Source organism: Pseudoduganella rivuli, assembly GCF_009674485.1.
Lineage (GTDB): Bacteria > Pseudomonadota > Gammaproteobacteria > Burkholderiales > Burkholderiaceae_D > Rugamonas > Rugamonas rivuli_B.
Window position 1 is genome coordinate 78,924 of sequence record NZ_WKJJ01000017.1, and the last position, 23,821, is coordinate 102,744.

General features: G+C 60.7%; 18 protein-coding genes, 1 tRNA gene and 1 riboswitch. Of the genes, 15 read left to right on the plus strand and 4 right to left on the minus strand.

Translation table 11 applies throughout. From position 1 onward, the window contains the following. Positions 1-182 precede the first annotated feature (182 nt). Positions 183-293, plus strand: a riboswitch (guanidine-I (ykkC/yxkD leader). Positions 294-353: 60 nt separating this feature from the next. From GJ700_RS24695 to bioB, 9 genes are all read left to right on the plus strand, one after another. Next, positions 354-1,355 (plus strand): ABC transporter substrate-binding protein, encoded by a 1,002-nt coding sequence (locus tag GJ700_RS24695; RefSeq protein ID WP_154378955.1) that lies wholly within the window; start codon positions 354-356, stop codon positions 1,353-1,355. Between the two features lie 9 nt (positions 1,356-1,364). Continuing rightward, complete coding sequence (locus GJ700_RS24700) at positions 1,365-2,213, plus strand: ABC transporter permease (protein ID WP_229507228.1); 849 nt, start codon at positions 1,365-1,367, stop codon at positions 2,211-2,213. Between the two features lie 15 nt (positions 2,214-2,228). Further along, positions 2,229-3,065 (plus strand): ABC transporter ATP-binding protein, encoded by an 837-nt coding sequence (locus GJ700_RS24705; RefSeq protein ID WP_371868112.1) that lies wholly within the window; start codon positions 2,229-2,231, stop codon positions 3,063-3,065. Then, complete coding sequence (locus tag GJ700_RS24710) at positions 3,055-3,792, plus strand: urea amidolyase associated protein UAAP1 (RefSeq protein ID WP_154378959.1); 738 nt, start codon at positions 3,055-3,057, stop codon at positions 3,790-3,792. Before GJ700_RS24705 ends, GJ700_RS24710 begins: the two co-directional genes overlap by 11 nt. 10 nt (positions 3,793-3,802) lie before the next feature. Further along, on the plus strand, positions 3,803-4,453 hold the full coding sequence (locus tag GJ700_RS24715) for an urea amidolyase associated protein UAAP2 (RefSeq protein WP_154378961.1): 651 nt from the start codon (positions 3,803-3,805) through the stop codon (positions 4,451-4,453). Positions 4,454-4,456: 3 nt separating this feature from the next. After that, positions 4,457-8,065 (plus strand): urea carboxylase, encoded by a 3,609-nt coding sequence (gene uca / locus GJ700_RS24720; protein WP_154378963.1) that lies wholly within the window; start codon positions 4,457-4,459, stop codon positions 8,063-8,065. A 12-nt stretch (positions 8,066-8,077) separates the two neighbouring features. Beyond that, entirely contained in the window at positions 8,078-8,965 is an 888-nt protein-coding gene (locus GJ700_RS24725; protein WP_154378965.1) for a TorF family putative porin, read from the plus strand. A 156-nt stretch (positions 8,966-9,121) separates the two neighbouring features. Next, positions 9,122-10,822: an allophanate hydrolase gene (gene atzF / locus GJ700_RS24730; RefSeq protein ID WP_154378967.1), complete on the plus strand. Its 1,701-nt coding sequence runs from the start codon at positions 9,122-9,124 to the stop codon at positions 10,820-10,822. Positions 10,823-10,838: 16 nt separating this feature from the next. Further along, positions 10,839-11,843: a biotin synthase BioB gene (gene bioB / locus GJ700_RS24735; RefSeq protein WP_154378969.1), complete on the plus strand. Its 1,005-nt coding sequence runs from the start codon at positions 10,839-10,841 to the stop codon at positions 11,841-11,843. A 42-nt stretch (positions 11,844-11,885) separates the two neighbouring features. Here the strand turns inward: bioB and GJ700_RS24740 are convergent, their stop codons facing one another. Continuing rightward, complete coding sequence (locus tag GJ700_RS24740; RefSeq protein ID WP_154378972.1) at positions 11,886-13,286, minus strand: aminotransferase-like domain-containing protein; 1,401 nt, start codon at positions 13,284-13,286, stop codon at positions 11,886-11,888. 116 nt (positions 13,287-13,402) lie between these two features. Between GJ700_RS24740 and GJ700_RS24745 the strand changes: the two genes are divergently transcribed. The 5 genes from GJ700_RS24745 to GJ700_RS24765 all read left to right on the plus strand — a co-directional run bounded on the left by GJ700_RS24745 (position 13,403) and on the right by GJ700_RS24765 (position 20,433). Further along, on the plus strand, positions 13,403-13,648 hold the full coding sequence (locus GJ700_RS24745; RefSeq protein WP_154379157.1) for a hypothetical protein: 246 nt from the start codon (positions 13,403-13,405) through the stop codon (positions 13,646-13,648). Positions 13,649-14,787: 1,139 nt separating this feature from the next. Beyond that, positions 14,788-16,074: an HlyD family secretion protein gene (locus GJ700_RS24750; protein WP_154378974.1), complete on the plus strand. Its 1,287-nt coding sequence runs from the start codon at positions 14,788-14,790 to the stop codon at positions 16,072-16,074. Further along, positions 16,074-18,206, plus strand: a complete 2,133-nt coding sequence (locus GJ700_RS24755) for a peptidase domain-containing ABC transporter (protein ID WP_229507237.1) — start codon at positions 16,074-16,076, stop codon at positions 18,204-18,206. The genes GJ700_RS24750 and GJ700_RS24755 overlap by 1 nt, the downstream gene beginning before the upstream one ends. A 90-nt stretch (positions 18,207-18,296) precedes the next feature. Continuing rightward, on the plus strand, positions 18,297-18,587 hold the full coding sequence (locus GJ700_RS24760) for a hypothetical protein (protein WP_154378977.1): 291 nt from the start codon (positions 18,297-18,299) through the stop codon (positions 18,585-18,587). Then, on the plus strand, positions 18,574-20,433 hold the full coding sequence (locus GJ700_RS24765; RefSeq protein ID WP_154378979.1) for a DUF3857 domain-containing transglutaminase family protein: 1,860 nt from the start codon (positions 18,574-18,576) through the stop codon (positions 20,431-20,433). The genes GJ700_RS24760 and GJ700_RS24765 overlap by 14 nt, the downstream gene beginning before the upstream one ends. A 146-nt stretch (positions 20,434-20,579) precedes the next feature. On the opposite strand, the gene GJ700_RS24770 is transcribed toward GJ700_RS24765, so the two are convergent. Next, positions 20,580-21,767, minus strand: coding sequence for a Fic family protein (locus GJ700_RS24770; protein ID WP_229507229.1), 1,188 nt, complete (start codon positions 21,765-21,767; stop codon positions 20,580-20,582). A 303-nt stretch (positions 21,768-22,070) separates the two neighbouring features. Then, positions 22,071-22,147, minus strand: a tRNA-Pro gene (locus GJ700_RS24775). A 112-nt stretch (positions 22,148-22,259) separates the two neighbouring features. On the opposite strand from GJ700_RS24775, the gene GJ700_RS24780 reads away from it, so the two are divergent. Further along, complete coding sequence (locus GJ700_RS24780) at positions 22,260-23,096, plus strand: SIR2 family NAD-dependent protein deacylase (protein WP_154378981.1); 837 nt, start codon at positions 22,260-22,262, stop codon at positions 23,094-23,096. A gap of 13 nt (positions 23,097-23,109) precedes the next feature. Here the strand turns inward: GJ700_RS24780 and GJ700_RS24785 are convergent, their stop codons facing one another. Then, positions 23,110-23,820 carry a fumarylacetoacetate hydrolase family protein gene (locus GJ700_RS24785; RefSeq protein ID WP_154378983.1) on the minus strand — a complete coding sequence of 237 codons (711 nt, stop codon included), beginning with the start codon at positions 23,818-23,820 and terminating at the stop codon, positions 23,110-23,112. Position 23,821: the final 1 nt, after the last annotated feature.

The window sequence follows — 23,821 nt, forward strand, 5'->3', positions numbered from 1 at the left end:
GCGCCTCGCCCCTCAATGGTGCAGCCCGCACATTGTCGGTGCAACCGAACGGGGCATCGGTATCCGAACGTGCACCGAAATAGCCGGAATTGAGCCCAAATTAGCCGCTTCCTGGATGGCACACATCCTGCTTATAGGTAGGCAAGCGAGAGGCGCGGCAGACTTTGCCAGTAGCGCTTCTTGAGCATGGACGCTAGGGTTCCGGTCGCCACCGCGCGATGTCTGGACCGAGAGCATCCGGCTTCGAAAGCAGTTGGTTCGGAGCTCCACGGAGGGATAAAAGCCCGGGAGGTCGTCACATTCGCAATGTGATGCTCGCCTCTCGTCCTTTTAATTTCCTCGGAGGTTTGCTCATGCGATTCGCCTTTTCTCCGCGCGTTCTGCGCAATCTACTCTCTTCCCTCCTCAGTGTGACCTTGACGCTGGGCGCGCTTGCCCCGGCTGCGGCAGAAGTCAAAGTGGGCGTCTCCGATTGGCCTGGCTGGGTGGCCTGGTACGTCGCCGAACAGAAAGGCTTCTTTGCCGCGCATGGCGCCAAGGTCAAGCTGGTGTGGTTTGCCAATTACAGCGATTCCATCTCGGCGCTGTCCACCGGCCAGCTCGATGCCAACTCGCAGACCTGGTCCGATACCATGACGCCGTTGGCCAAGAAGGTCAAAGTCAAAGCCATCCTGGTCAACGATAACTCGGCCGGCAATGACGCCCTGATGGTCGGCCCGAAGACCCGCAGCATCGCCGACCTGAAAGGCAAATCCATCGCACTGGAACAGTTCAGCATTTCCCACTTCGTACTGGCCAATGCGCTGAGCCGAAACGGCCTGTCGGTCGGCGACGTCAAGATCGTCAATCTCTCCGCAGGCGATGCGGCGGCAGCGTTCATGTCGGGCCGCGTCGATGCGGCAGTGGTGTGGAATCCGTGGGTGTCGCGGATTGAAAGCAGCGGCAAGGGCCGCGCGCTGTTCACGTCCAGGGACATGCCCGGCCTGGTGCCGGATTTACTGGTCGCGCAGGATAAAGCCCTGGCGGACAAAGCCCGGCGCGCGGAACTCGTGGGCATGATCAAGGCGTGGTTCGACACCGAGGATTTCATCCGCAACCACCCGGCGGAAGCATTGCAGATCATGTCCAAAGTCGTGAGCATGAAACCCGCGGAATACCAGGTGTTCCTGCCCGGGACGCGCTTCTTCAACCCGGCGGACAACCTGGCGGCCATGGACCCGGCCAATCCCAAATCGCTGGTGGCGGTGGGCCCGACCATCCACCAATTCCTCAGTGCGAACAAGCTGGTCGAAGGCGCGGTCGACTTCGGCGGCGGCATCGACAAGTCCTTGCTGCTGGACGCCCTGAAAAAATAAGAGGCTGCCATGTCGAACATGAATGACCGCCCGGCCCAGGCGCAGGAGCCGGTGCGCGTGCGCAACCGGCGTTCCCCGTGGGCAGTGGGTGGGGAGTTGCCGCGCGGCGTGCTGCTGGCCCTTGCCGCCACGGGTTTTCTGCTGCCGTGCGCCGCCTGGGTGCTGATCTCATCCAACGGCTGGGTTGACGCGGTGTTCTTGCCGACCTTGCAGCAAGTCCTCGCCAGCGTACAGACGTGGGCGCTGGACGGCGACCTGGCAGCCGACGTGGGCATCAGCATCAGCCGCGTGTACGGCGGCTTTGCGCTGTCGGTCCTGCTCGCGCTTCCGCTCGGCATACTGCTGGGCGCTTTTCCGCCCGCCCGCGCACTGCTGGAACCGGTCATCGACTTCAGCCGTTATTTGCCCGCGGTGGCGTTCATTCCCCTGATCATGCTGTGGGTCGGCATCGACGAGAGCGCCAAGGTGACAGTGATTTTCATCGGCACCTTCTGCCAGATGATCCTGCTGATTGCCGGCGACATCATGCGGGTGCCGACGGCCCCCATCGAAGCGGCCAGGACCATGGGGGCCACCAACCAGGAAGTGATCCAGCACGTGCTGATTCCAGCCGCGTGGCCGGCAATGTTCGACACGCTGCGCGCCATGATGGGGCTCTCCTGGACGTACCTGGTGGTGGCGGAACTGGTCGCGGCCAGTTCCGGCCTGGGCTTTTCCATCCTGAAGGCGCAGCGCTTCCTGCAGACCGACAAGATCTTCGCCGGCATCTTGCTGATCGGCCTGGCCGGCCTGTTGACCGATCAAGCCTTCCGTTGGCTGCATCGCAGGGCGTTTCCCTGGCATCACTTGCGGACCTGAACCATGACAAACCCTGTGAACAAAATCAGCATCCGCCATCTGGACAAGCATTACGGCGCCGGTGCGCGCCGCACCCAGGCACTACACAACATTAACCTCGATATTGCTGCCGGTGAATTCATCACGCTGGTCGGCGCCTCCGGTTGCGGCAAGTCGACCTTGCTGCGCACGCTCGGCGGCCTGGAGGAATATTCGATTGGCAGCCTGGCATGCAACGGGCGGCCGGTGGATGGCCCGGGACCTGACCGCGCGATGGTATTTCAAAGCTACAGCCTGTACCCATGGCTGACGGTGATGGAAAACATCCGTTTTTGCCGGAAGTTGCACTTTCATCGCGATAACACGACGTCCGCCGACGTGGAGCAGGCCTCCGGCCGCAGCGACGCGCTGCTGGCGCTGATGGGACTGTCGCACGTCAAGCACGCTTATCCGGCGGAGCTGTCGGGCGGGATGCAGCAGCGGGTCGCCATCGCGCGCGCCCTGATGGTGCGCCCCGACGTGCTGCTCATGGACGAGCCGTTCGGCGCGCTCGACGCGCAGACACGCGAAGTCATGCACGACCTGATGCGCTACCTCTATTTGCTGGAAAAGACCACCGTGGTCTTCGTCACGCACGACGTGGAAGAAGCGATCTACCTGGGACAACGCGTGGTGGTAATGGCGCCGCGTCCAGGCCGTATCGATTCGGTGTTCGACGTGCCCTTCGGCCCCGACAGGCATCAGGACTTGAAGCTGGCCCCGGAATTTACCGAACTCAAACGCCGGATCCTGGACCGCATCCGCGAAACATCCGGCATGAAGACCGACCTCGAACAATTGAAGAAACTCACGGAGCATCAACATGGAAATTAAGACGCCGCATCCCGACGCTTCGGCATTGCTGTGGAGTGAGGACGTTCCCGGCGGAAGCCACCTGTCGTTTTGCGTCAAGCGCGGCACCACGCTGCGCTTTACCGACCAGGAAGGCGCCGCGAACGTTGCCCTGCTGCTGTACCGCGCCGATGAACGGCTGGAGCGCCTCAACCTGCCGGATACGCTGAAGGCGCAGCATACCGCCCACCTGACGGCAGGCCACGTGCTGTACTCGGACATGGGCCGGATTCTCGCCGCCATCACCAGCGATACCGTGGGCTGGCACGATCCCCTGTGCGGCTTTTCCGACGCCGCACAGGTACGGGAAAAATACGGCGAGGGCCGCTACCAGGAACGGCGCAACGCCATGTACCGCAACGGCAGGGACAGCCTGCTGATCGAGCTCGGCAAGTGGGGCCTGGGTTGGCGCGACCTGATGCCCAGCCTGAACCTGTTCTCGAAAGTCAGCGTGGACCAGGACGGCCGCTTCGTCCATGCCCCCAACCATTCCAGCGCCGGCAGCCACGTCGAGCTGCGCTTCGAGATGGACACCCTGGTCGTCCTGTCGACCGCGCCGCACCCATTGTCGCCATCACGTGAGTACGCCCCGGGCGGCGTTGCCATCGTTGCGTGGCACTCCGGCGTCGCGGGGCCTGACGACAAGTGCCGCCTGTCCTGCCCTGAAAACCAGCGCGGCTATACCAATACCGAACGCGTCTACCGCTAGGAAAATCACCATGCACACACTGCAGACCAGCACCTTCGATCCCGCCCACGCGGTGTTCGACTATACCCACGCGGCCGGCGAGCCCTGGACCCACGTGGTCAAGCGCGGCCAGACATTGCGCATCATCGACCTCGAAGGCAACCAGGCGGTCGATACGCTGTTTTACAACGAGCACGATACGACCGAGAGCTACAGCGCCACCGATACGCTGCAACGGCAAGGCAGCGTCTACCTCGGCGCCGGCTCGGTGCTGCGTTCCAATCGCGGCAACGCGATGCTCACCATCACCGCCGACACCTGCGGCAGGCACGATACGCTGGGGGGCGCTTGCGCGTCCGAGAGCAACAGCGTGCGCTACGCCGCGGACAAGAAATACATGCACAGCTGCCGCGACAACTTCCTGATCGCCCTGACGCGGCTGGACCGTGGCATGGGCAAGCGCGACCTGGCGCCCAATATCAATTTCTTCATGAACGTGCCGGTCACGCCGGAGGGCGGGCTGACGTTCGAGGATGGCTTGTCCGCACCGGGCAAGTATGTCGAGATGCGCGCCGAGATGGACGTGCTGGTGCTGGTCTCCAATTGCCCGCAACTGAACAACCCCTGTAACGCTTACAACCCGACGCCGGTGCGCTTCGTGGTGTGGGATGCGGAGGCCTAAGCGATGTTCACAAAAATCCTGATCGCCAACCGTGGCGAGATCGCCTGCCGCGTAATCCGTACCGCCCGTCAAATGGGCATCAAGACGGTGGCCATTTATTCCGAAGCGGATCTGGAGTCATTGCACGTGCGCCTGGCCGACGAAGCCGTTTGCGTGGGCCCCGCCGCCGCAAGCGACAGTTACCTGAACGCCACCGCCGTATTGAACGCGGCGCGCAGTACCGGCGCGCAAGCCATCCACCCTGGCTACGGTTTCATGAGCGAGAACGCAGGCTTTGCGGAAGCTTGTGCCGAGGCCGGGATCGTCTTCATCGGCCCGCGCCCGGGCCAGATGCGTGAATTCGGCCTCAAGCACACCGCCCGCGCGCTGGCGCAGCAAGCCAGCGTGCCGCTGCTGCCGGGCACCGAACTGTTGCCGGACCTGGAAACCGCGCTCGACAGCGCCCGGCGCATCGGCTACCCGGTCATGCTGAAGAGTACCGCCGGCGGTGGCGGCATCGGCATGCGCCTGTGCGCCGATGTCGAGGAATTGACATCCGCTTATGCGTCGGTGAAGCACCTGTCGGAAAACAATTTCAAGAACAGCGGCATGTACCTTGAAAAGTTCGTCCGCAATGCGCGCCATGTCGAAGTGCAGATCTTTGGCGATGGACGCGGCAACGTGGTCTCGCTGGGCGAGCGCGATTGCTCGGTGCAGCGCCGCCATCAGAAGGTGATCGAGGAAACGCCCGCCCCCGGCATCAGCGCGGCCACCCGCGCGGCGCTGGCCGACACCGCCGTGCGGCTGGCGCGCTCGATCGCCTATCTTTCCGCGGGCACCGTGGAATATGTGCTGGACGCGGACAGTGGTGAATTCTACTTCCTGGAGGTGAACACGCGCCTGCAGGTCGAGCATGGCGTGACCGAACTGGTATTCGGCGTGGACCTGGTCGAATGGATGATACGCGCGGCAACCGCCGGTTTCGAACTGCCTCCCCAGGAAAGCTTGCGCAGCAACGGCCACGCGATGCAGCTGCGGGTGTACGCCGAGGATCCGGCCAAGAACTTCCAGCCGTCATCCGGCGTGCTGACCGAGGTGCAATTCGCGCCGGGACTGCGCGTCGATACATGGGTGGAACGCGGCGTGACCGTCAGTCCGTATTACGATCCGCTGGTGGCCAAGCTGCTGATCCACAGCGCCAGCCGCGCGGAATCCATCGCCACGCTGCGCAGCGCGCTCGATACCACGCGCATCGACGGCATCGAGACCAACCTGGCCTATCTGGCCACGATCCTGGACTATCCGCTGTTCCAGCAAGGGCGCCAGACCACGCAATTCCTGGCTTCCATGCCCTACCAGCCGCGCACCATCGACGTGCTGGACGGCGGCATCCAGTCCACGCTGCAAGACTATCCCGGCCGCGTGGGCCTGTGGGCGGTCGGCATTCCGCCGTCCGGCCCGATGGATGCCTACGCGCACCGCTACGCCAACCACCTGCTCGGCAACGCCGCCACCGCCGCCGCGATGGAGATGACGCTAAAGGGCACGACGCTGCGCTTCAACTGCGCCACCCACATCGCGCTGGCCGGCGCCGACATGCGCGCCACGCTGACCGGCGCCGGCGGCGAACGTCCACTCGCCAACTGGCAGGCGCACAGCGTGCAGGCCGGCGACACGGTGCGGCTGGCGGGGATCAGGGGCGCGGGATTGCGCGCCTACCTGGCCGTCAGCGGCGGCTTCGATACGCCGCAGTATCTGGACAGCCGCTCCACTTTCACGCTCGGCAATTTCGGCGGCCACGGCGGCCGCGCGTTGCGCAGCGGCGATGTGCTGAAGCTGCACGCGGCGCACGACCTGCCGCCGCAACGACCGGCCCACGCCGTGCAGGAATACAGCCACCACTGGGACATCGCCGTTCACTACGGCCCGCACGGCGCGCCGGACTTCTTCACCGATGACGATATCGCCATGTTCTTCGGCACGGACTGGGAAGTGCACTTCAACTCCAGCCGCACCGGCGTGCGCCTGATCGGTCCAAAACCGCGCTGGGCGCGCACCGATGGCGGCGAAGCCGGCCTGCATCCATCGAACATCCATGACAACGCCTACGCCATCGGCTCCATCGACTTTACCGGCGACATGCCGGTGATCCTCGGGCCGGACGGCCCGAGCCTGGGCGGCTTCGTCTGCCCCGCGGTCATCGTCTCGGCGGACCTGTGGAAAATGGGCCAGTTGAAACCGGGCGACAAAGTCCGCTTCATCCGCGTTACGCCGGAACAGGCGGTGACGATGCGCGCGGCGCTGGAAAGCAGTTTGGAGCTCGGCACCGCGCTGCCCGCGCCGGTGCGCACCGGCGAAGGTGACAACTGTCCCGCCATCGCCGGCCAGGGCGCCTACAGCGACGGCACGCGCGTACTGTACCGCCGCGCAGGGGACGACTACCTGCTGGCCGAATTCGGCGACATGGTGCTGGACATCACGCTGCGCTTCAAGGTGCACGCGCTGATGCAGGCCATCGAGCGCGCCGCGCCGGCTGGCGTGATCGACCTGACGCCGGGCATACGCTCGCTGCAAATCCACTTCGACCACCGCAAGCTGCCGGCAGCAAGGCTGATCGGCCTGATCGACGGCGTGCTCCGGGATGCGCCCTCGGTCGATGAAATCGTGGTGCCATCGCGCATCGTGCACCTGCCACTGGCATGGAACGACTCGCAAACCCAGCTGGCAATCCAGAAATACCAGACCACGGTACGGCCGGACGCGCCCTGGTGTCCCAGCAATATCGAATTCATCCGCCGCATCAACGGCCTGGCCAGCGAGCAGGATGTCTACGACGTGGTGTTCGGCGCCAGCTACATGGTCCTGGGCCTGGGCGACGTCTACCTCGGCGCGCCGGTGGCGACGCCGGTCGATCCGCGCCATCGCCTCGTCACCACCAAGTACAACCCGGCGCGCACGTGGACGCCGGAAAACGCGGTCGGCATCGGCGGCGCCTACATGTGCGTGTACGGCATGGAAGGCCCGGGCGGCTACCAGTTCGTCGGCCGCACCGTGCAGATGTGGAACCGCTACCGCCAGACCGACAGCTTCCGCGACGGCCATCCGTGGCTGCTGAGGCTGTTCGACCAGATCCGCTTCTACGAAGTCAGCGAAGAACAGCTGCTGCGCCACCGGCAAGACTTCCCGCTTGGCCGCTTCGACATCCGCATCGAGGAAACCACGTTCTCGCTGGCCGACTACAACCGCTTCCTGGCGCGGGAACAAGAGACCATCACCGTCTTCAAGGAGCGCCAGCAGGCGGCCTTCAACGCCGAGCGCGAACGCTGGATCGCCAACGGCCAGGCCGACTTCGTGGGGGAGGAAGCCGCCGGCGGCGACAGCGAAGGCGCCGAGCTCCCTGTCGGTTGCGAATACCTGACGGCGGAGGTACCGGGCAGCGTCTGGCAAATCCTCGCGGAGCCGGGCCAGGCGCTCGCAAGCGGCGATCCCATCGCCATTTTCGAGTCCATGAAGATGGAAATTTCCCTCAGGGCCGGCGCCGCGGGCGTCGTCACCGAATGGCTGGTCGCCAAAGGCACGCCGGTCAATGCCGGCCAACGTATCGCAGTTTTCAAACCTCACGCAGCAGACTAATAGGAGCGTTACATGCTTTATCGCCAAATCACTGTTTCCGCTGTTACCGCCATGATCGTCACGTGCACCAGCGTTGCACTGGCGGAGGATACGGTCCCTGCCCCGGCCTGGACCGGCCACGTCGACCTGGTCAGCCGCTATGTCCTGCGGGGCGTCACCGAAACCTACGGTCCCGGCGCGCCGCTGGGCAACCCGGGCGCGGATGCGCCGGAATCGCGCCGTCCGGCGCTGCAATGGGGCGCCGACTGGTCCGATCCTTCCGGCTTGTATGCGGGCTATTTTGGCAGCATGATCAATTATTCGTACAAGCAGCTGGGCGAGTCGTACAGCAACCGCAGCATCACCGATTTCCAGCATAAGAAATCCGTGGAGAACGATCTCTACGGGGGCTACAACGGCAAGGCCGGCGATTTTTCGTACACGGTCGGCGTCACCGGCTATGTCTATGTCAACGGCAAGCATTCGAATGCGCTGGAGACCAAACTGGCGGCCAGCTATGGCGAATTCACGCTGGGCGCACAGACCTTGCTCAGCGACGTCGTGTGGGGCAACAAGGGCGATACCTACTGGACACTCAACCTGACCCACCCGCTGCCGTATGCGCTGACGCTGAACGCATCGCTGGGCTATTACACGTATCGCAAGCAAGGCAAATTCCTTGGCTCGACGGATACCGCGCTGGGCGTGGCCTGCCCTGCCGGCCAGAGCTTCTTCGACAACGGCTGCCTGCCGGGCGGCGCACCGGTATCGGGTGGATTCCGCCACCTGATCGTGGGCGTCAGCCAGCCGATCGGCGAAACCGGCGTGACGTGGACCCTGCAGGGCATCCTCGGTGGCGACAACCGGTTCGGCGTCAAACAAAAGAATCAATTGCTGGCATCCGTCAGCTACGCCTTCTAAGCCGGGGACCGCATGAACATCGCACAAGAATTGCTGCGCTGGTGCTGGAAAACGTTGCTCTTGATTGCGGCGCATCCGCGCGGCGCTTGCGGGCCCCGCTATGGCGCCAACACGGAAAACCGGCGACATCTGCCTTGAACAACACAGGATATCCATATGAATTCCACTGCCCCTACCACCCAGGCCTCGCCCGAATGGATCATCAAGTTCGATACGCCGATATATACCGACGCCAATGCCGATGCCGTGCCGTCCAGGCCCTTGCCTTTGGCGGGGCTGCGGTTCGCCGTCAAGGATAATATCGACGTCGCTTCTGTCCCCACGACCGCCGCCTGCCCCGCTTATTCGTATACGCCTGCCAGTCATGCCCACGTCGTCGAGCGCTTGCTCCAGGCGGGGGCCGGCATCGTTGGCAAGACCAACCTGGACCAGTTTGCGTGCGGCCTGAATGGCTCGCGTTCACCCTATGGCGCGGTCCCCAACAGCTTTAATGCCGATTACGTCAGCGGCGGTTCCAGTTCCGGATCCGCATACGCTGTCGCGACCGGCCAGGTGGACTTCTCGCTGGGTACCGATACCGCGGGCTCCGGCCGCGTGCCCGCCGGCCTGAATAATATCGTGGGCATCAAGCCATCGCGAGGCCTGTTAAGCGCGCGCGGTGTCGTGCCCGCCGCGCCCAGCGCGGACTGTGTGTCGATCTTCGCCCGCACCGTCGCCACCGCCGTGCAGGTGCTGCAAGTGGCCCGCGGATACGACGCCGCAGACCCGTATTCGCGCCAACTGGACGTGTCGCAAAGCCCCTTCCCGCCCCGCTTCCGTTTCGGTGTGCCGGATGTCCTGAACTTTTTTGGCGACGCCGCAGCGGAAAGTGCCTTCGAGGACGCGGTAAGCCGGCTGGTTTCGCTGGGTGGCGTCCAGGTGACGATTGCCTACGCCCCCCTGGCGCAGGCGGCAAGCCTGCTGTACGACAGCGCACTGGTTGCGGAACGCTATGCGGCCTTGCGCGAATTCGTCGATGCGCACGATGCCGACATCATCGAGCCGGTGCGCGGCATCCTGACGGGTGGCCGGAAGTTCAGCGCGGCGGACCTGGTCGATGCGCAGCGCCGCTTGCGGGAACTGGCGCAACGGGTGACGCCGATGTGGGACGACATCGACGTCTTGCTTGTCCCGACGGCACCGACGCACTACACCATCGCAGAAATGCAGGCGGACCCGGTAGCCCTCAACCGCAACCTGGGCGCATACACCAACTTCGTCAACCTGCTCGACTATGCCGCCATTTCCGTCCCCAGCAGCATCCGCGCCGACGGACTGCCGTTCGGCGTCACCTTCATTGGACCTTGTGGATCCGACCTGCGCATCGCCGACCTCGGCCAGCGCTACCACCACGCGACGGGCCTCGGCATGGGCGCCACCGGAAGGCCGCTGCCGCCGGCAGTCCCCCTGTTTGACGCGCCCGCACCGGCCACCGTGCGGGTGGCGGTCGTCGGCGCCCATCTCTCCGGCATGCCGCTCAACAAGCAGTTGACCGAGCGCCACGCGGTGCTGGTCGCCGAGACGCGCACCGCGCCGGACTACCGCTTATACGCCTTGCCGGGCACGACGCCCCCGAAACCGGGCATGGTCCGCGTCGCACCGAATGAAGGCAGCGCGATTATCGTCGAGGTCTGGGAAATGCCGGTGGAGCACTACGGCAGCTTCGTCGCCATGATCCCGTGGCCATTGGGCATCGGCACCATCACGCTGGCGGACGGCTCGTCGGTCCAGGGCTTTGCCTGCGATGCGCTCGCGCTGGCGAGTGCCGAGGACATTTCGCATTACGGCGGCTGGCGCGCTTATATCGCGGCAAGGTAACGGCGAGGACAGACAAATGCAAACCCATCATCTGAAACCTGTTCCGCTATATCGGCAGGCGGCCGCGACTCCCGGTCCAGCCGCGACGTGGCCTGTCGACGACGTACTGGCGCTGTTCGAATTGCCGTTCACCGACTTGATCCACCAGGCGCAGCAAGCGCACCGCGCCAACTTCCCGACGGGCGAGATCGAACTGGCCACACTGCTGTCGATCAAGACCGGCGGCTGCGAGGAAGACTGTGCCTACTGCCCGCAAGCGGCACGCTACGATACCGGCGTCGAAGCCAGCAAACTGCTTGACCTTGACACCGTGCTGCAGGCGGCCAAGGAAGCCAGGAACAACGGCGCCACCCGCTTCTGCATGGGCGCCGCCTGGCGCAGTCCGAAGGACCGCGACATGGAAAAAGTCGAGCACATGGTGCGCTCGGTGAAGGCGCTGGGCCTGGAGACCTGCGCCACGCTGGGCATGCTGGAAGCGCACCAGGCGCAGCGCCTGAAGGATGCGGGCCTGGATTACTACAACCACAATCTGGACACGGCGCCTGATTTCTACAACAGCGTGATCTCGACCCGCGATTACCAGGACCGCCTGGACACGCTCGGCCGTGTCCGCGAAGCCGGCCTGAAAATATGCTGCGGCGGCATTGTCGGCATGGGCGAGACGCGCGTGCAGCGCGCCGGCCTGATCGCGCAATTAGCCAACCTGAATCCTTATCCGGAATCCGTGCCGATCAACCACCTGGTGCAGGTGGCAGGCACGCCGCTGTATGGCCGGGAGCCGCTGGATCCGTTGGAGTTCGTGCGCACCATCGCGGTGGCGCGCATCACCATGCCCAAGGCGCGCGTTCGCCTGTCGGCAGGTCGCAGGGAACTGGGTGATGTGGTGCAAGCGATGTGCTTCCTGGCCGGCGCGAACTCCATCTTTTATGGCGACAAGCTGCTGACCACGGACAATCCGGAAGCGGAGGATGACAGGGCGCTGCTTAAAAAACTTGGGCTGCAAATGGCTGGGCAATCGTGAATTGGGAAAATCCCCCGATGAAGCACAGAGCTTCCTGGTCAGTTAAACCACGGCAGCGCTGAACGACTCGGGCCGCCGCGCAAGCAGATGCGACAGTCGTTGAAGCCCGGCCTGCAAGCGTCCACGGTCCTTGATGCTGCCCAAGGAAATCCGGATGGCATTCACGGATCCGCTGCCGGTTGCGAATGCCTCCGCCGGCGTGACCGCGATGCCCTCGCCGTCGGCCACGCGCGCAAGCTGCGACGGGCTCCAATACGCCGGCAACTCGAGCCATACATGCAGGCCATCACCAAAGCCGCTGTACCGCCCCGCCAGAATATCCCGAGCCATCCGGTGGCGCAGGCGCGCCTCGTTGCGGACGCCTTCCAACAATCTGTCGGCCGAACCGTCGAGGATCCATTGCGTGGCCAGTGCGGCCGTCAGGGGAGCAACCATCAGCGCAAAGGATCTGAGCGCGGCCAAGAAACGCTCGCGCTGGTGCGGGTCGCGTATCAGCACGAAGGCCACACGCAAGCCGGGCGTCAGGCATTTCGACAGGGTGGCGATGTAGTGCACGTGTTCCGGGGCATACGTGGCAACCGGTGGTGGCGGCGCATCGGCCAGCAGCCAGTAGGGATCGTCCTCGACGATGCGTACATTGCAGCGCTTCGCGATGCCGGCGAGCTCCTTGCGCCGGCGTTCCGGAATGGTGGTGGCGGTCGGGTTCTGCAAGGTCGGATTGAGATAGACCAGCCCGGGCTTGTGCCGGCGGCACGCTTCCTCCAGCATCTCGGGCACCATTCCGTGCTTGTCCACGTCCACCGCAACGATGCGCCGGCCGAATTGGGTCGCCGCGGCACGCAAGCCGGGGTAAGTCGTCGGCTCCGCCAGGATGATATCGCCAGGCTCCGTCAGCGCAAGCATCGATGCGGCGATCGCCGCCTGCGCGCCCGGACAGACCACGACCTGCCGGGAATCCAGATGCCCAAACATCGGTTCGAGCCATTTGGCGCCAGCTTTCCGGTCGGAGTCGCTTCCCCCGGCCAGGTGGTAAGTCATCAGCAATTCATTATTTGCCCGCATCAGTACTTGAGACAAACCTTGTTTCAACAGGTCGTCGAAGTCCACGCCATCCGGCGGCGGCGGAGTATTCATGCTCAGGTCGAGGATCGAGGTCAATTCGACTTTCGGCGCCGCGACATAGGTGCCGCGAGCACCGCGGCCCTCGAGCAAGTTGCGGCGCCTGGCTTCGTCGTATGCGCGCGTGATCGTCGTCAGGTCGACGTCCAGCTGCGCCGCCAACTGGCGCTGCGGAGGCAGGCGGTCACCCGGCTTCAGCGCGCCGTCTGTCACCGCCGCCTGCAACGCATCCGCAATTTGCAAAAAACGTGGCTCACCGTGCGCCGCCAAGCGCGGCAACCACGTTGGCGAATTTTCATCTTGTATGGTTTTCACCTGGGACATTTTGTCTCAATGTATGGATATTGCTTTTAGGTAGTATGCCTCAGGATGTGTAGCGGCAGCATCCTTGCATGGCCGTCGCTGCCGTTTTCTCAAGTAATCGCCTGGAAATACGCAAAATGATGGATTGGGTCCCTGTAGTCTTCGTTACGTTCAAATTCCTCGTGCTCGGCACGGGCATGTTCTTCGCCATCAAGTGGCATTACGATCAAGGGAAGAAGGGGAAAGAACAGGCGGACGAGATGCGCGCGGTGGTACGCGCGGGCGGCAAGGTGGCCGTCGTTTTCGCGCTGTCGCTCCTGGGCCTGGGGCTCGTCACCTTCGTCGCTGGCAGGATGCTTGGTTTGGACTTGAGCTTTCCATAGTCGGCCGATATCCAGTGATGCGGCAGCAATTTCCCGATGCGGGTGTTGGGCGGCATCGGCATCGCTGCAAGCTGTTAGATACTTGCCGACAGGACTCTGGCCAGCGGCTGCATGATGGCCAATATATTGTCCATTGGTGTATTGTTTTTGTTCTTAAGCGCCAAAATAATATCCATTAAAAACTCACCACTGGCGCCTCCGCCAGATACGAAAAAGGCCAGTCCGAAGACTGGCCTATCCGTTGGATCTATTGGTCGGGGCGAGAAGATTCGAACTTCCGCCCCCTTGCACCCCATGGGCCTTCATTCCTGTCCAGTATGGTCTCGCACAGGTCAGCAATGCCCTGCTCAGCCTTTCTATGCGGATTTCGTCGTCCAGAAACGACTTTTCGACTATACAAACGGCTAAAAATATTTATTTTAAATTCCTTGCATTAATTTTTATTTTCTTATTGCATTGATATTTTTTTAGAATATATAATTCGCAGCGTTTGCAGAGGGCGCCTTATGCAAACATCGTGCACTTCACTGCCTGAACAGGGAATTGTGAAGTTAATAATATAGCAATAAGGATTTATACCAATGCGATATATTAAGAAGGACGAACTGCAGCTCGTTTCTGGCGCAGGAGCGGGGATAGGTGGCGCAGTCGCCGGCGCAATTACCGGCGGAGCCGCCGGCTACGCAGCCAGCGGTGGTTCGGTGAGTGGCGCCGCCTGCGGCGCCATTGCTGGTGCGGCTGTTGGCGGTATCGGTGGCAATGGCACCTCGCAAGCTACCATTGGCGGCGCGGCCGGCGTGTTTTGCTCGCGGCCGCCTTCGCCACCACCGCCACCGCCACCACCACCGCCACCACCGCCATTACCGCCAAAGGCACCTGATTAAATAGGATAAAGGACGCCGATAAAAAATGGCGTCCTTAAGCTTCGTAGATAAGTCGGGATACTGCCGCACCCAATTAAAACCGACATTCAGTCGGGGGCGATGGAAAAGATAAATGCGACGGTAACTGTGCATTTTTTCCGGTGTATTTATCCTGTCCGGCGGTATGTGGCGCTATCCCGGCAAAATTTGATAATTCCTCGCCTTATTTAATCTCGCGGATTTACCGGGTAAAAGCATTTAATAAGACCACTGGTTTTGGCTGCATGGCGTTTTTTAGGTAGTTTTATTTTGTCCTCATCTTTGTTTCGCGATGAAGTCCTGGATTCCGATCACAAACGTGCACTGGGTCAGGTGGTGTTAATCCAGCCGCTGTCGCACACCCTGCTGGTGATCGTCGCTTCCTGCATCTTGGTCGCGCTTTGTCTTGCCCTGGTACTGTGCCATTACACCCGTAGAACCGAGGTCAAGGGAGTGCTGGAGCCGCGCGACGGCGTCGTCAAGTTGTACGCTCCCCAGAACGGCCGCCTGGTGACATCGCATGTCCGTGAAGGACAGGAGGTAAGGAAGGGGGAAGTGCTGCTGATTTTTACCTCGGATCGTGGCACGGCGACCGGACAGGTGATGGAAGAAAACGAGGATGCGCAACTGAAGATACGACTGGGTACGCTTGAAAAAGAGCGCCGGGAAACGCGTGTCCTGCAGCAGGCAGATTCCGCCGTGTCAAGCGAGGGACTGGCGTCGCTGCGTCGTGCGCAGGAAAACTTGATCTCCCAGATAAAGGTGCAGGCGAACCGTGTGCAAGTCGTGGAAGATGGGCTGGCGAGGTTCGAGAAACTGCAGCAGTCGGGCTTCGTCCCGGAATTGCAGGTGCAAAGCAAGCGCGAAGAGATGCTGGATCAGCAGTTGCGCCTGCAGGCAATGCAAAATCAAAAGATTACCAACGACGCCGAAATACACCGGGTCGCGCGGCTGCTGGCCGTGGCACCGGCCCGGGAGGCCGTAGCAGAGGCGCAGTTCGCAAGGAATATTTCCTCGACACAGACGGAACTCAATAATCACATCGGGGGTCATGCGTGGTCATTGCTGGCGCCCTGCGATGGGGTGATCGCCTCGTTTTCCATTAACAAGAATCAAACCGCATCGGTAGGTGTGCCTTTAATCACTATTATTCCGAGGAACAGCCAACTACAGGCCCATCTCTACGCTCCCAGCCGCGCCCTGGGGTTCATAGGCCCGGGGAAGCATGTCAAGATGAAGCTCGATGCCTATCCTTATCAGCGCTTTGGCATGCTCACCGGCCAAGTTGAATCGATGGCGGGCACCCCGGCACTGTTGAGTGAAATTTCCAGCAGCGCGCGCCTCATTCCTAGCGGCATAAGCGACGAGCCGGCCTATGTCATTCAAGTCCAGCTGGATCAACAAACCATCCATGCCTACGGCCTGCCGCGGGCGCTCAAGCCCGGCATGCAAATCTCTGCGGAGATCGAACTGGACACCCGACGTCTTTACGAATGGATCATGGAACCGCTGTTGAGCAGATGATGCAACTTAATTTCAGTATCGCCCGTAAGCTTCCCTTCATACTGCAAACGGAAGCATCCGAGTGTGGGCTAGCCTGCATAGCAATGATTGCCTCCTATTTGGGGCACCATGTCGACTTGCCAGAAATGCGCAAGCGCTTCCCCGTTTCGCTGAAAGGAACAACGCTGGCGCAACTGATCGCCATCTCCGAGCAGCTAGGCATGTATACGCGCGCACTCCGGGTCGATCTCGATGAGCTGGCGCAAGTGCAAACGCCGGCTGTCCTGCACTGGAACCTGAATCACTTCGTCGTCCTGAAAGCGGTTCGCGGCGAATGGGCGACAGTGCATGATCCGGCGGTAGGGGATGTGAGAATCTCCATGAAGGATGTGTCGCGGCATTTCACCGGCGTCGTGCTGGAGTTGACCCCTGGCATGACATTCACGCGCAAGGCGCGCCAGCCGCCGATCCCCCTGTCTCAGCTTGTCGGCAATCTGGTCGGGCTCAAACGCAGCCTGGTCCATCTCCTTGTCCTTGCCGTTGTACTGGAAGCCGTGGCGATGGTGATGCCTGTGCTCAGCGAATGGATCATGGACGGCGCCATCGTCAGCGCGGATACGCACCTGCTGACCCTGCTTGGCATGGGGCTGGTGTTGCTGGGGACGACTAACGCAACGATTGGCGTCTTGCGTTCCTGGATAGGGCTGTACATCAGCACGACATTTAATTTGCAATGGATGTCCAATGTCATGGGACATTTGCTGAAGTTGCCGGTGAGCTACTTCGAGCGCCGCCATCTGGGGGATATCGTGTCCCGCTTCGGCGCCGTCCATGCCATTGAACAAACGTTGACCAACTCGGCAGTGGAGGCTGTCCTCGATGGTTTGCTGGCGCTGGGTACGTTCGTCATGATGACGATCTATAGCCCCAAGTTGGCCGCGGTGACGCTTTCCGCCGTGGTGCTGTACGGCATCTGGCGGTGGGCGCGTTTCGGCGCGCTGCGCATGGCCCAAATGGGCGTGATTGCAAAGAATGCCAAGGAACAGACTTATTTTCTGGAAACGATACGCGGTGTCCGCAGCATCAAGCTGTCGAACCGGGAGCAGGCGCGCAGAAATAACTGGATGAATTTATGGGTGGATGCCACTAATGCGAACCTGGGCACGCAGAAATTGAATCTGATGTTCAATGTCAGCTGGTCCTATTTGGCCACGCTGGAACGGGCTGCTGTCTTATGGCTGGGAGCATCCGCGGTGATCGAACACGCGATGTCGCTGGGGATGCTGTTCGCGTTTCTCACGTATAAGGAGCAGTTTTCTTCACGCGTTAATCTGCTGATTGATCGCGTTATTGATTTTCGCATGTTGCATCTGCAGGCAGAACGTCTTGGCGATATCCTGTTGACGGCGCCCGAGGAGTCGCATGCCTACCGCAAGCATGACATTCCTGACGATCTGACGCTGACACTGGATAACATCACATATGGTTACTCGGATGATGAGTCTATTCTGGATGGCGTCAGTCTGGAAATCAGGCCAGGGGAATGTGTGGCAATTACTGGCGCATCCGGCAGCGGAAAATCCACCTGCTTCAAAATTATGCTGGGAATATTGGCGCCGGTGGCTGGACAGGTCAAGCTCGGCGGAATAAATCTCAGCCACATTAGTCACGCCCAATACCGGAGTCTGATCGGCACGGTAATGCAGGACGATCAACTGTTTGCGGGTACCGTCTTTGATAACATTAGTTTTATGGACGAAAAACCTGTTGAGGCTTGGGTAAAAGAATGTGCGGTTATCGCGGGGGTTCATGATGAAATCAACACCATGCCGATGGGTTACCATACGCTGATAGGCGACATGGGTACGGCCTTATCGGGCGGACAACAGCAGCGTATTTTACTGGCGAGAGCATTGTATCGCCGGCCTAAAATCCTGTTCCTTGATGAGGCGACCAGTCATTTGGACATCGAAAATGAAGCCCGCATCGGAAAAGCCATCTCAGAACTCAAGATTAGCCGGGTAATGATCGCGCATCGCCCGCAAACGATAGCCATCGCGGACCGGGTATTAAGTTTGCAAAATGGCAAATTGATAGCGGTTCCCAAGGCGGCAGTTGCGCAGGCACCCGCATTGCAGGTTGGGCACGCCTAGGCTGGCTCGGCTAGCTCTGCGCCGGGAGTCCCGCGCTTTCAAGCGATGAGGAAATTGAATTTATTTACGATGTATAGCCAGGAGGTGTCGATGTATCTTGTTAATGATGGATTGCGAAGGAATTACTTGTTTTCGGTGCCTGTCATTGTCTTGGCCCTGATTAGCTATCTCCCGCTTACTCGCGCCGCCGGCGTAGTTTTTTCTGAGGTGGCCGGCAGTTTAATTGCAGCGGGGCTGGTTAAGGGGGCTATTATCGGTGGAATTATTGAAATTTATTCTATGCTGGCCGCGCTGTTATTGAAAATATGCTTCAGGAACTTGTGGGAAAAATTATCCGATCCACCAGTGAAACCTACTAGCGCCCGCAATGATGTTTTTTAAAAATATATTAGCGGCTATCTCAATTGGTTTGCTCGGTTGCATCAACATTGCCTACGCTGGCGATGACGGCACAGATACATCTTTTACCCATGAGCGCTTTGTTGGGCATTATGTGGTAAATAAGGATGGCAGCTATGTGCAAACCACAGAGCATGTCTTGTTGATTAAGGAAGAGCGGGCGGTCAAGGCGTTGGCGCAGCAACCGATCATTTATAACAGCTCCCTGCAAAAAATCGAGGTAGTGCAAGCCTATACGCAAAAACCGGACGGGCGCCGCGTCTTGGTCAAGCCGGACCAGATAAAGGATCAGCAGGAACGCATCTCGACCGAAGCACCGATGTTCCAGGATAGCCGGGTGAAGGTGCTGATATTTCCGGAGGTGGCCGTCGGAGACCGGCTGGTCTACACCTATAGGGTGATATGTACCCAGCCTTTATATCCCGGCCAGTTCGAAGACGTCACCTTGGGTGAATTTAATGCGGTCGGACGGATGAGCATGACCTATGACATGCCTGAAGAATTGCCCTTGTATGCGGATAGCATGGGCTTCCGCGCTGCGCAGCCGGTAGCCGGAGCGGGCCGGAAAATCTATCGCTGGGATTACGTGCCGGGCGAGAACCAGCCTATCGAGGCCGGTGCGGTGGCCTACACCGATTATGGCCGCAGATTGTTTGTTTCTACATTTGCAGATTACGCTGCCCTGGCGCGAGCCTATGATGTGCGGGCCAGCAGCAAGGTCATTGTCGATGCCAGGATAACTGCGCTTGCTAAACAGATAGTCGGCAATCTGGCCGATCCAGGTGCAAAGGCCAGGGCAATTCATAATTGGGTACGGCAAAATATTCGCTACGTTGCGGTTTATGTGGGGCCGGGTGGCGTGGTACCCCATTCATCGCTCACCATCCTCGACAATCGCTATGGCGATTGCAAAGATCACGTTACCCTTATGGAAGCCCTGCTCCAGGCAGCAGGCATCGACAGTACACCGGCGCTGATCAACCAGGGGCCTTCCTACAAACTGCCTTCGGTCCCGACCACGTTCAATCACGTCATTACCTACGTGCCTGGCCTGGACTTGTACCTGGACTCCACTTCCGCTGCCACGAGTGAAAATTATTTGCCCGACGGCGACATCGATAAAGCGGTATTACTTACGCATACAGGTACCATCGCACATACACCTCGGCAACAGTTGCACCTGATTAAAAATGAATCAGAAATCGAGGTGCTGGGCAATGGTACGGCAAATTTCGTGCAGCGCCAGACCACCCGGGGCAAGGCGGCGGGCGAAGTGATTTATTTTGTCGATAATGCCATGCAGTCGGACCTGGACTATGTGGTAAAGAAATTGGTCTCATCCAAGGGAAAGAACGGCGCGGGAAGTATAAAAAAAGTCGAGGCCAGCGCCGCCCGGGATAACGTGACAGTCGAACTCAGCGGGCATGAAAACGAGTTCGTGGACTTGCCTGGGCCGGTTGCCATTACCTTGGATAGCAGTCTGACCAATGATTTGCGCAATAGCTTGACGCCGCTGACGATAGCAGGGAACAGGAGCCAGGATTTCATTTGCCTGAACCTGGCAGTGGAAGAGCGCGCAAGTTATACGTTGCCTGCGACTCTGAGCGCGCTGGCTTTACCGAAATCCGTCTCACTGCAAGACGATAATTTTGAGTATCGGTCCGAATATTTGATGGAATCGGGCAAGATTGTCGTAAAACGTATTCTCGGGTTCAAGCATCCTGGCGCCGTGTGCACAGCCAGCGAATACCATTCTATGTTTGGCATCCTGACGCGGATTATCCGTGACTTGAGGAGTCAGGTCATTTTGCAAAGCGCGGCACGCTAGCAGGCTGCTGAAATACCGCCTCGGTAAGTCATCCGCCGAGGCGGGCCAATGTTATCCTGACCTCCCCGATTCCGCGCCCTGAAAATCCATGCGCGGCGCCAACACCTTCACTGAAAGCTTGTTCACCATGCGTGAGCTGGAGGACTTCAGATCAGCGGCTGGTTCACTTCGGGGTAAAGGGCAGGAAAAAGGGTATTGAGTGCATTCAACGGCAACCCCATGCGAACGGGGCCCACCCGGTGATCACTGACAAGCAAGCCATCGTCGAGCAGCTTGGCCATCAGCGAGCGCGCCGTACGCTCCCCCAACCCGGTCATCTGGGCAAACTCGCCACGGGTGACGGGCCCCAAGGCAAACACATGGAACAGCGGCAAGACCGCTTCGCGGCGGTAGCCCTTGTCCGCAATGCTGCGCTGGATGACCAACGCTTCGATGCGCTGGCGCACACCGTCGAGGTCTAGTAGCTTCGACATGTAGCTGACCTGGTCGTGGCAAACATCCAGGAAGTAATGCAGCCAGGTCGAGAAGCCCTTCTCGCTGAGATTGCCCCTGCCATCGAGATCACCCTGGCGCATCATGTCCGCCGCCTGCAACGCAGCGTAGTACCTGGACGTGTCACGAGCGAAGCCACGGCTTGGAGACCACAAGCCTTCCGACAGCTTCCATAAAGCGCAATGTGTCTGCAAGCGCGTCGCCCGGCCGTTCCCATCAGCAAATGGGTGTACCCATGCGCCACGTTGATGGGCACAGGCGGCGGCGATCAAGGCACTTTCCCAGCCGCGTGCCACGCCATACTGCTGGTCCATCCGGTGCAGGAACTTCGGCACCGACTGCGCGGTGGGAGCAACATGCTTCCCGACCTCGACGTCCTGCAATCGCAACTGGCCTGGAACGATTTCCATCCCGTCGTCGGACAATCGATCCTCTACCGCCAAGCGTTGGTACATTTCACGGTGCGCCATGATCAAGAAAGTCGACGTCAGCGGTAATTGTGTGTGCAACTCCCCTTCCAACGTTCCCTCGGCCGCGATATGAGCCAGCGCGATGCGCTGCAGTCGCGCTTCATCAGGCCGCTGGGAAAAATCGTTTGCTAGCGCCCTGGCGATGTTCAGCGGATGCGTGCTTTGCCCCTCGATCCGATTGCTGTAGTAGGAATTCATCTGCCGCACCAGCGCCCGGATGGCGGATCGGGTCGTGGCATGGGCTTTTTCCGTCAACTTCACGGATGCCACGACAATATTTTCAGCAACGGGATGCAAATCCCGCCACAGCCGGTCACTTGGCCATGTCGGTTCGAACTGGTGAATTTCACTGAACATTTTTGCCGATCTCATTGCCGATCCAAACTTCTCACAAGCCTATGATTCTAATCGATTAATTTAACAATATCCTGGTGCATGTATAATTTTTTTGCCGATCTTTTTGCCGGCAACTGGAACTCCGCCACGATAGCTGGATCGAAGGCATCCGGCGATGTGGCCGGCAATGATGTGAATTGGAATGCGGAAGTGGGATGCGGAAGTGGCCGCAAGTAGCAGCAGAAGCACTGCCAGGATTTTTTCTTACCAAATTTCTTACCAACTGCACCACATACGAAAAAGGCCAACCCAAAGGTTGGCCTAACTCGTTGAATCCATTGGTCGGGGCGAGAAGATTCGAACTTCCGACCCCTTGCACCCCATGCAAGTACGCTACCAGGCTGCGCTACGCCCCGACGACTGGCGCATTATAGCAGGCGTCTGAAAAAATGTAATGGGAACGGCAAGTTTTCCGGCAAAATTCTCTTGCAGAAACCAGGCCCATTACAGCATGAAAGGAGCACCGCCATGACCACCGCCGCCCTCGCCCGCGCCGCCGAATTGATCGCCGATGCCGACGCCCTGCTGGTCACCGCCGGCGCCGGCATGGGCGTCGATTCCGGCTTGCCGGATTTTCGCGGCAATGAAGGGTTCTGGAACGCGTATCCCGCGCTGGGCCGGGCGAAGATGGCGTTCACCAGCGTGGCCGCGCCCCGCACTTTCCGCACCGATCCGCAGCTGGCCTGGGGCTTTTATGGCCACCGCCTGGCGCTGTACCGCGCCACCGTGCCCCACGCGGGCTTTGCGCTGCTGCGCGCCTGGGGTGGCAACATGGTTCACGGGCTGGGCGTCTTCACCAGCAATGTCGATGGCCAGTTCCAGGCGGCCGGATTCGATCCGCAGCGCATCGCCGAGTGCCATGGTTCGATCCACCATTTGCAATGCATGGAACCGTGCACGCACGACATCTGGACTGCCGACGCCTTCGCGCCGCAAGTCGATGCGGAGGCCTGCCGCATGACGAACGACGCGCCGCGCTGCCCCCATTGCGGCGGGCTGGCGCGGCCGAATATCCTGATGTTTGGCGACTGGGAGTGGCTGGAACAGCGCTCGGAAGCGCAGCAGGGTAGGCTGCTGCGCTGGCTGGCCCATGCGCGCCGGCCCGTCGTGGTGGAACTGGGCGCGGGCACGGCGATACCGTCGGTGCGGCATTTCGGCCAGCGCGTGGTGCACGACTGCGGCGGGCGCATGGTGCGCATCAATCCGCGCGAACCGGACGTGGCCGATGCGCGCGATTGCGGCATAGCGCTGGGTGCGCTGGCGGGGTTGCAGGCGATCGATGCGCTGCTGAAGCGCCCGCAATAACGTCAGATGATCGTCAGACGATCTTCACCACCAGCGGCGTCAATCCGGCGATTTCACCGACCAGCGTCTGGCCCCGCTGCACGGCGCCCACACCTTCCGGCGTACCGCTGAACACCAGGTCGCCCGGCTGCAATTCCCACAAGGTCGACAGGTTGGCGATGGTTTCCGACAGCGACCAGATCAGGTGGCCGATGCTGCTGGACTGGCGCACCTGGCCATCGACCGACAGCGCGATCGATGCCTGCTCGATGCCCGGCACCTCTTCCGCGCGGTGGATCAGGCCGATCGGCGCGGAATAATCGAACGCCTTGCCCACTTCCCACGGGCGGCCAGCGTCTTTCATTTGTCCCTGCAAGTCGCGCCGCGTCATGTCGAAGCCCACCGCATAGCCATAGATATGCTGGCGCGCCTGTTCGACCGGGATGTCGCGCCCGCCCTTGCCGATCGCCACCACCAGTTCGCACTCGTAATGGTAATTGCTGGTTTGCGGCGGATATGGCAGTTCCGTCACGGCGCCCGGTTTGGCGGGCACGATGGCGGCGTCGTCGCCGGGTTTGCAAAAGAAGAATGGCGGTTCGCGGTCCGGGTCGGAACCCATTTCACGCGCGTGGCCCGCGTAATTACGGCCCACGCAATACACGCGGCGCACGGGGAATTGCGCATCGCTGCCGGCGACCGGCAAGCCGACCACGTGGCGGACCGGGAAAACATAGCTGGAACTCATG

What these genes read in the sequence shown, in the direction of transcription:
- GJ700_RS24695 (WP_154378955.1), top strand. Translation starts at nt 354, where the DNA reads ATGCGATTCGCCTTTTCTCCGCGCGTTCTGCGCAATCTACTCTCTTCC.
- GJ700_RS24700 (WP_229507228.1), top strand. Translation starts at nt 1,365, where the DNA reads ATGTCGAACATGAATGACCGCCCGGCCCAGGCGCAGGAGCCGGTGCGC.
- GJ700_RS24710 (WP_154378959.1), top strand. Translation starts at nt 3,055, where the DNA reads ATGGAAATTAAGACGCCGCATCCCGACGCTTCGGCATTGCTGTGGAGT.
- GJ700_RS24715 (WP_154378961.1), top strand. Translation starts at nt 3,803, where the DNA reads ATGCACACACTGCAGACCAGCACCTTCGATCCCGCCCACGCGGTGTTC.
- uca (WP_154378963.1), top strand. Translation starts at nt 4,457, where the DNA reads ATGTTCACAAAAATCCTGATCGCCAACCGTGGCGAGATCGCCTGCCGC.
- GJ700_RS24725 (WP_154378965.1), top strand. Translation starts at nt 8,078, where the DNA reads ATGCTTTATCGCCAAATCACTGTTTCCGCTGTTACCGCCATGATCGTC.
- atzF (WP_154378967.1), top strand. Translation starts at nt 9,122, where the DNA reads ATGAATTCCACTGCCCCTACCACCCAGGCCTCGCCCGAATGGATCATC.
- bioB (WP_154378969.1), top strand. Translation starts at nt 10,839, where the DNA reads ATGCAAACCCATCATCTGAAACCTGTTCCGCTATATCGGCAGGCGGCC.
- GJ700_RS24740 (WP_154378972.1), bottom strand. Translation starts at nt 13,286, where the DNA reads ATGTCCCAGGTGAAAACCATACAAGATGAAAATTCGCCAACGTGGTTG.
- GJ700_RS24745 (WP_154379157.1), top strand. Translation starts at nt 13,403, where the DNA reads ATGATGGATTGGGTCCCTGTAGTCTTCGTTACGTTCAAATTCCTCGTG.
- GJ700_RS24755 (WP_229507237.1), top strand. Translation starts at nt 16,074, where the DNA reads ATGCAACTTAATTTCAGTATCGCCCGTAAGCTTCCCTTCATACTGCAA.
- GJ700_RS24760 (WP_154378977.1), top strand. Translation starts at nt 18,297, where the DNA reads ATGTATCTTGTTAATGATGGATTGCGAAGGAATTACTTGTTTTCGGTG.
- GJ700_RS24765 (WP_154378979.1), top strand. Translation starts at nt 18,574, where the DNA reads ATGATGTTTTTTAAAAATATATTAGCGGCTATCTCAATTGGTTTGCTC.
- GJ700_RS24770 (WP_229507229.1), bottom strand. Translation starts at nt 21,767, where the DNA reads ATGAGATCGGCAAAAATGTTCAGTGAAATTCACCAGTTCGAACCGACA.
- GJ700_RS24780 (WP_154378981.1), top strand. Translation starts at nt 22,260, where the DNA reads ATGACCACCGCCGCCCTCGCCCGCGCCGCCGAATTGATCGCCGATGCC.
- GJ700_RS24785 (WP_154378983.1), bottom strand. Translation starts at nt 23,820, where the DNA reads ATGAGTTCCAGCTATGTTTTCCCGGTCCGCCACGTGGTCGGCTTGCCG.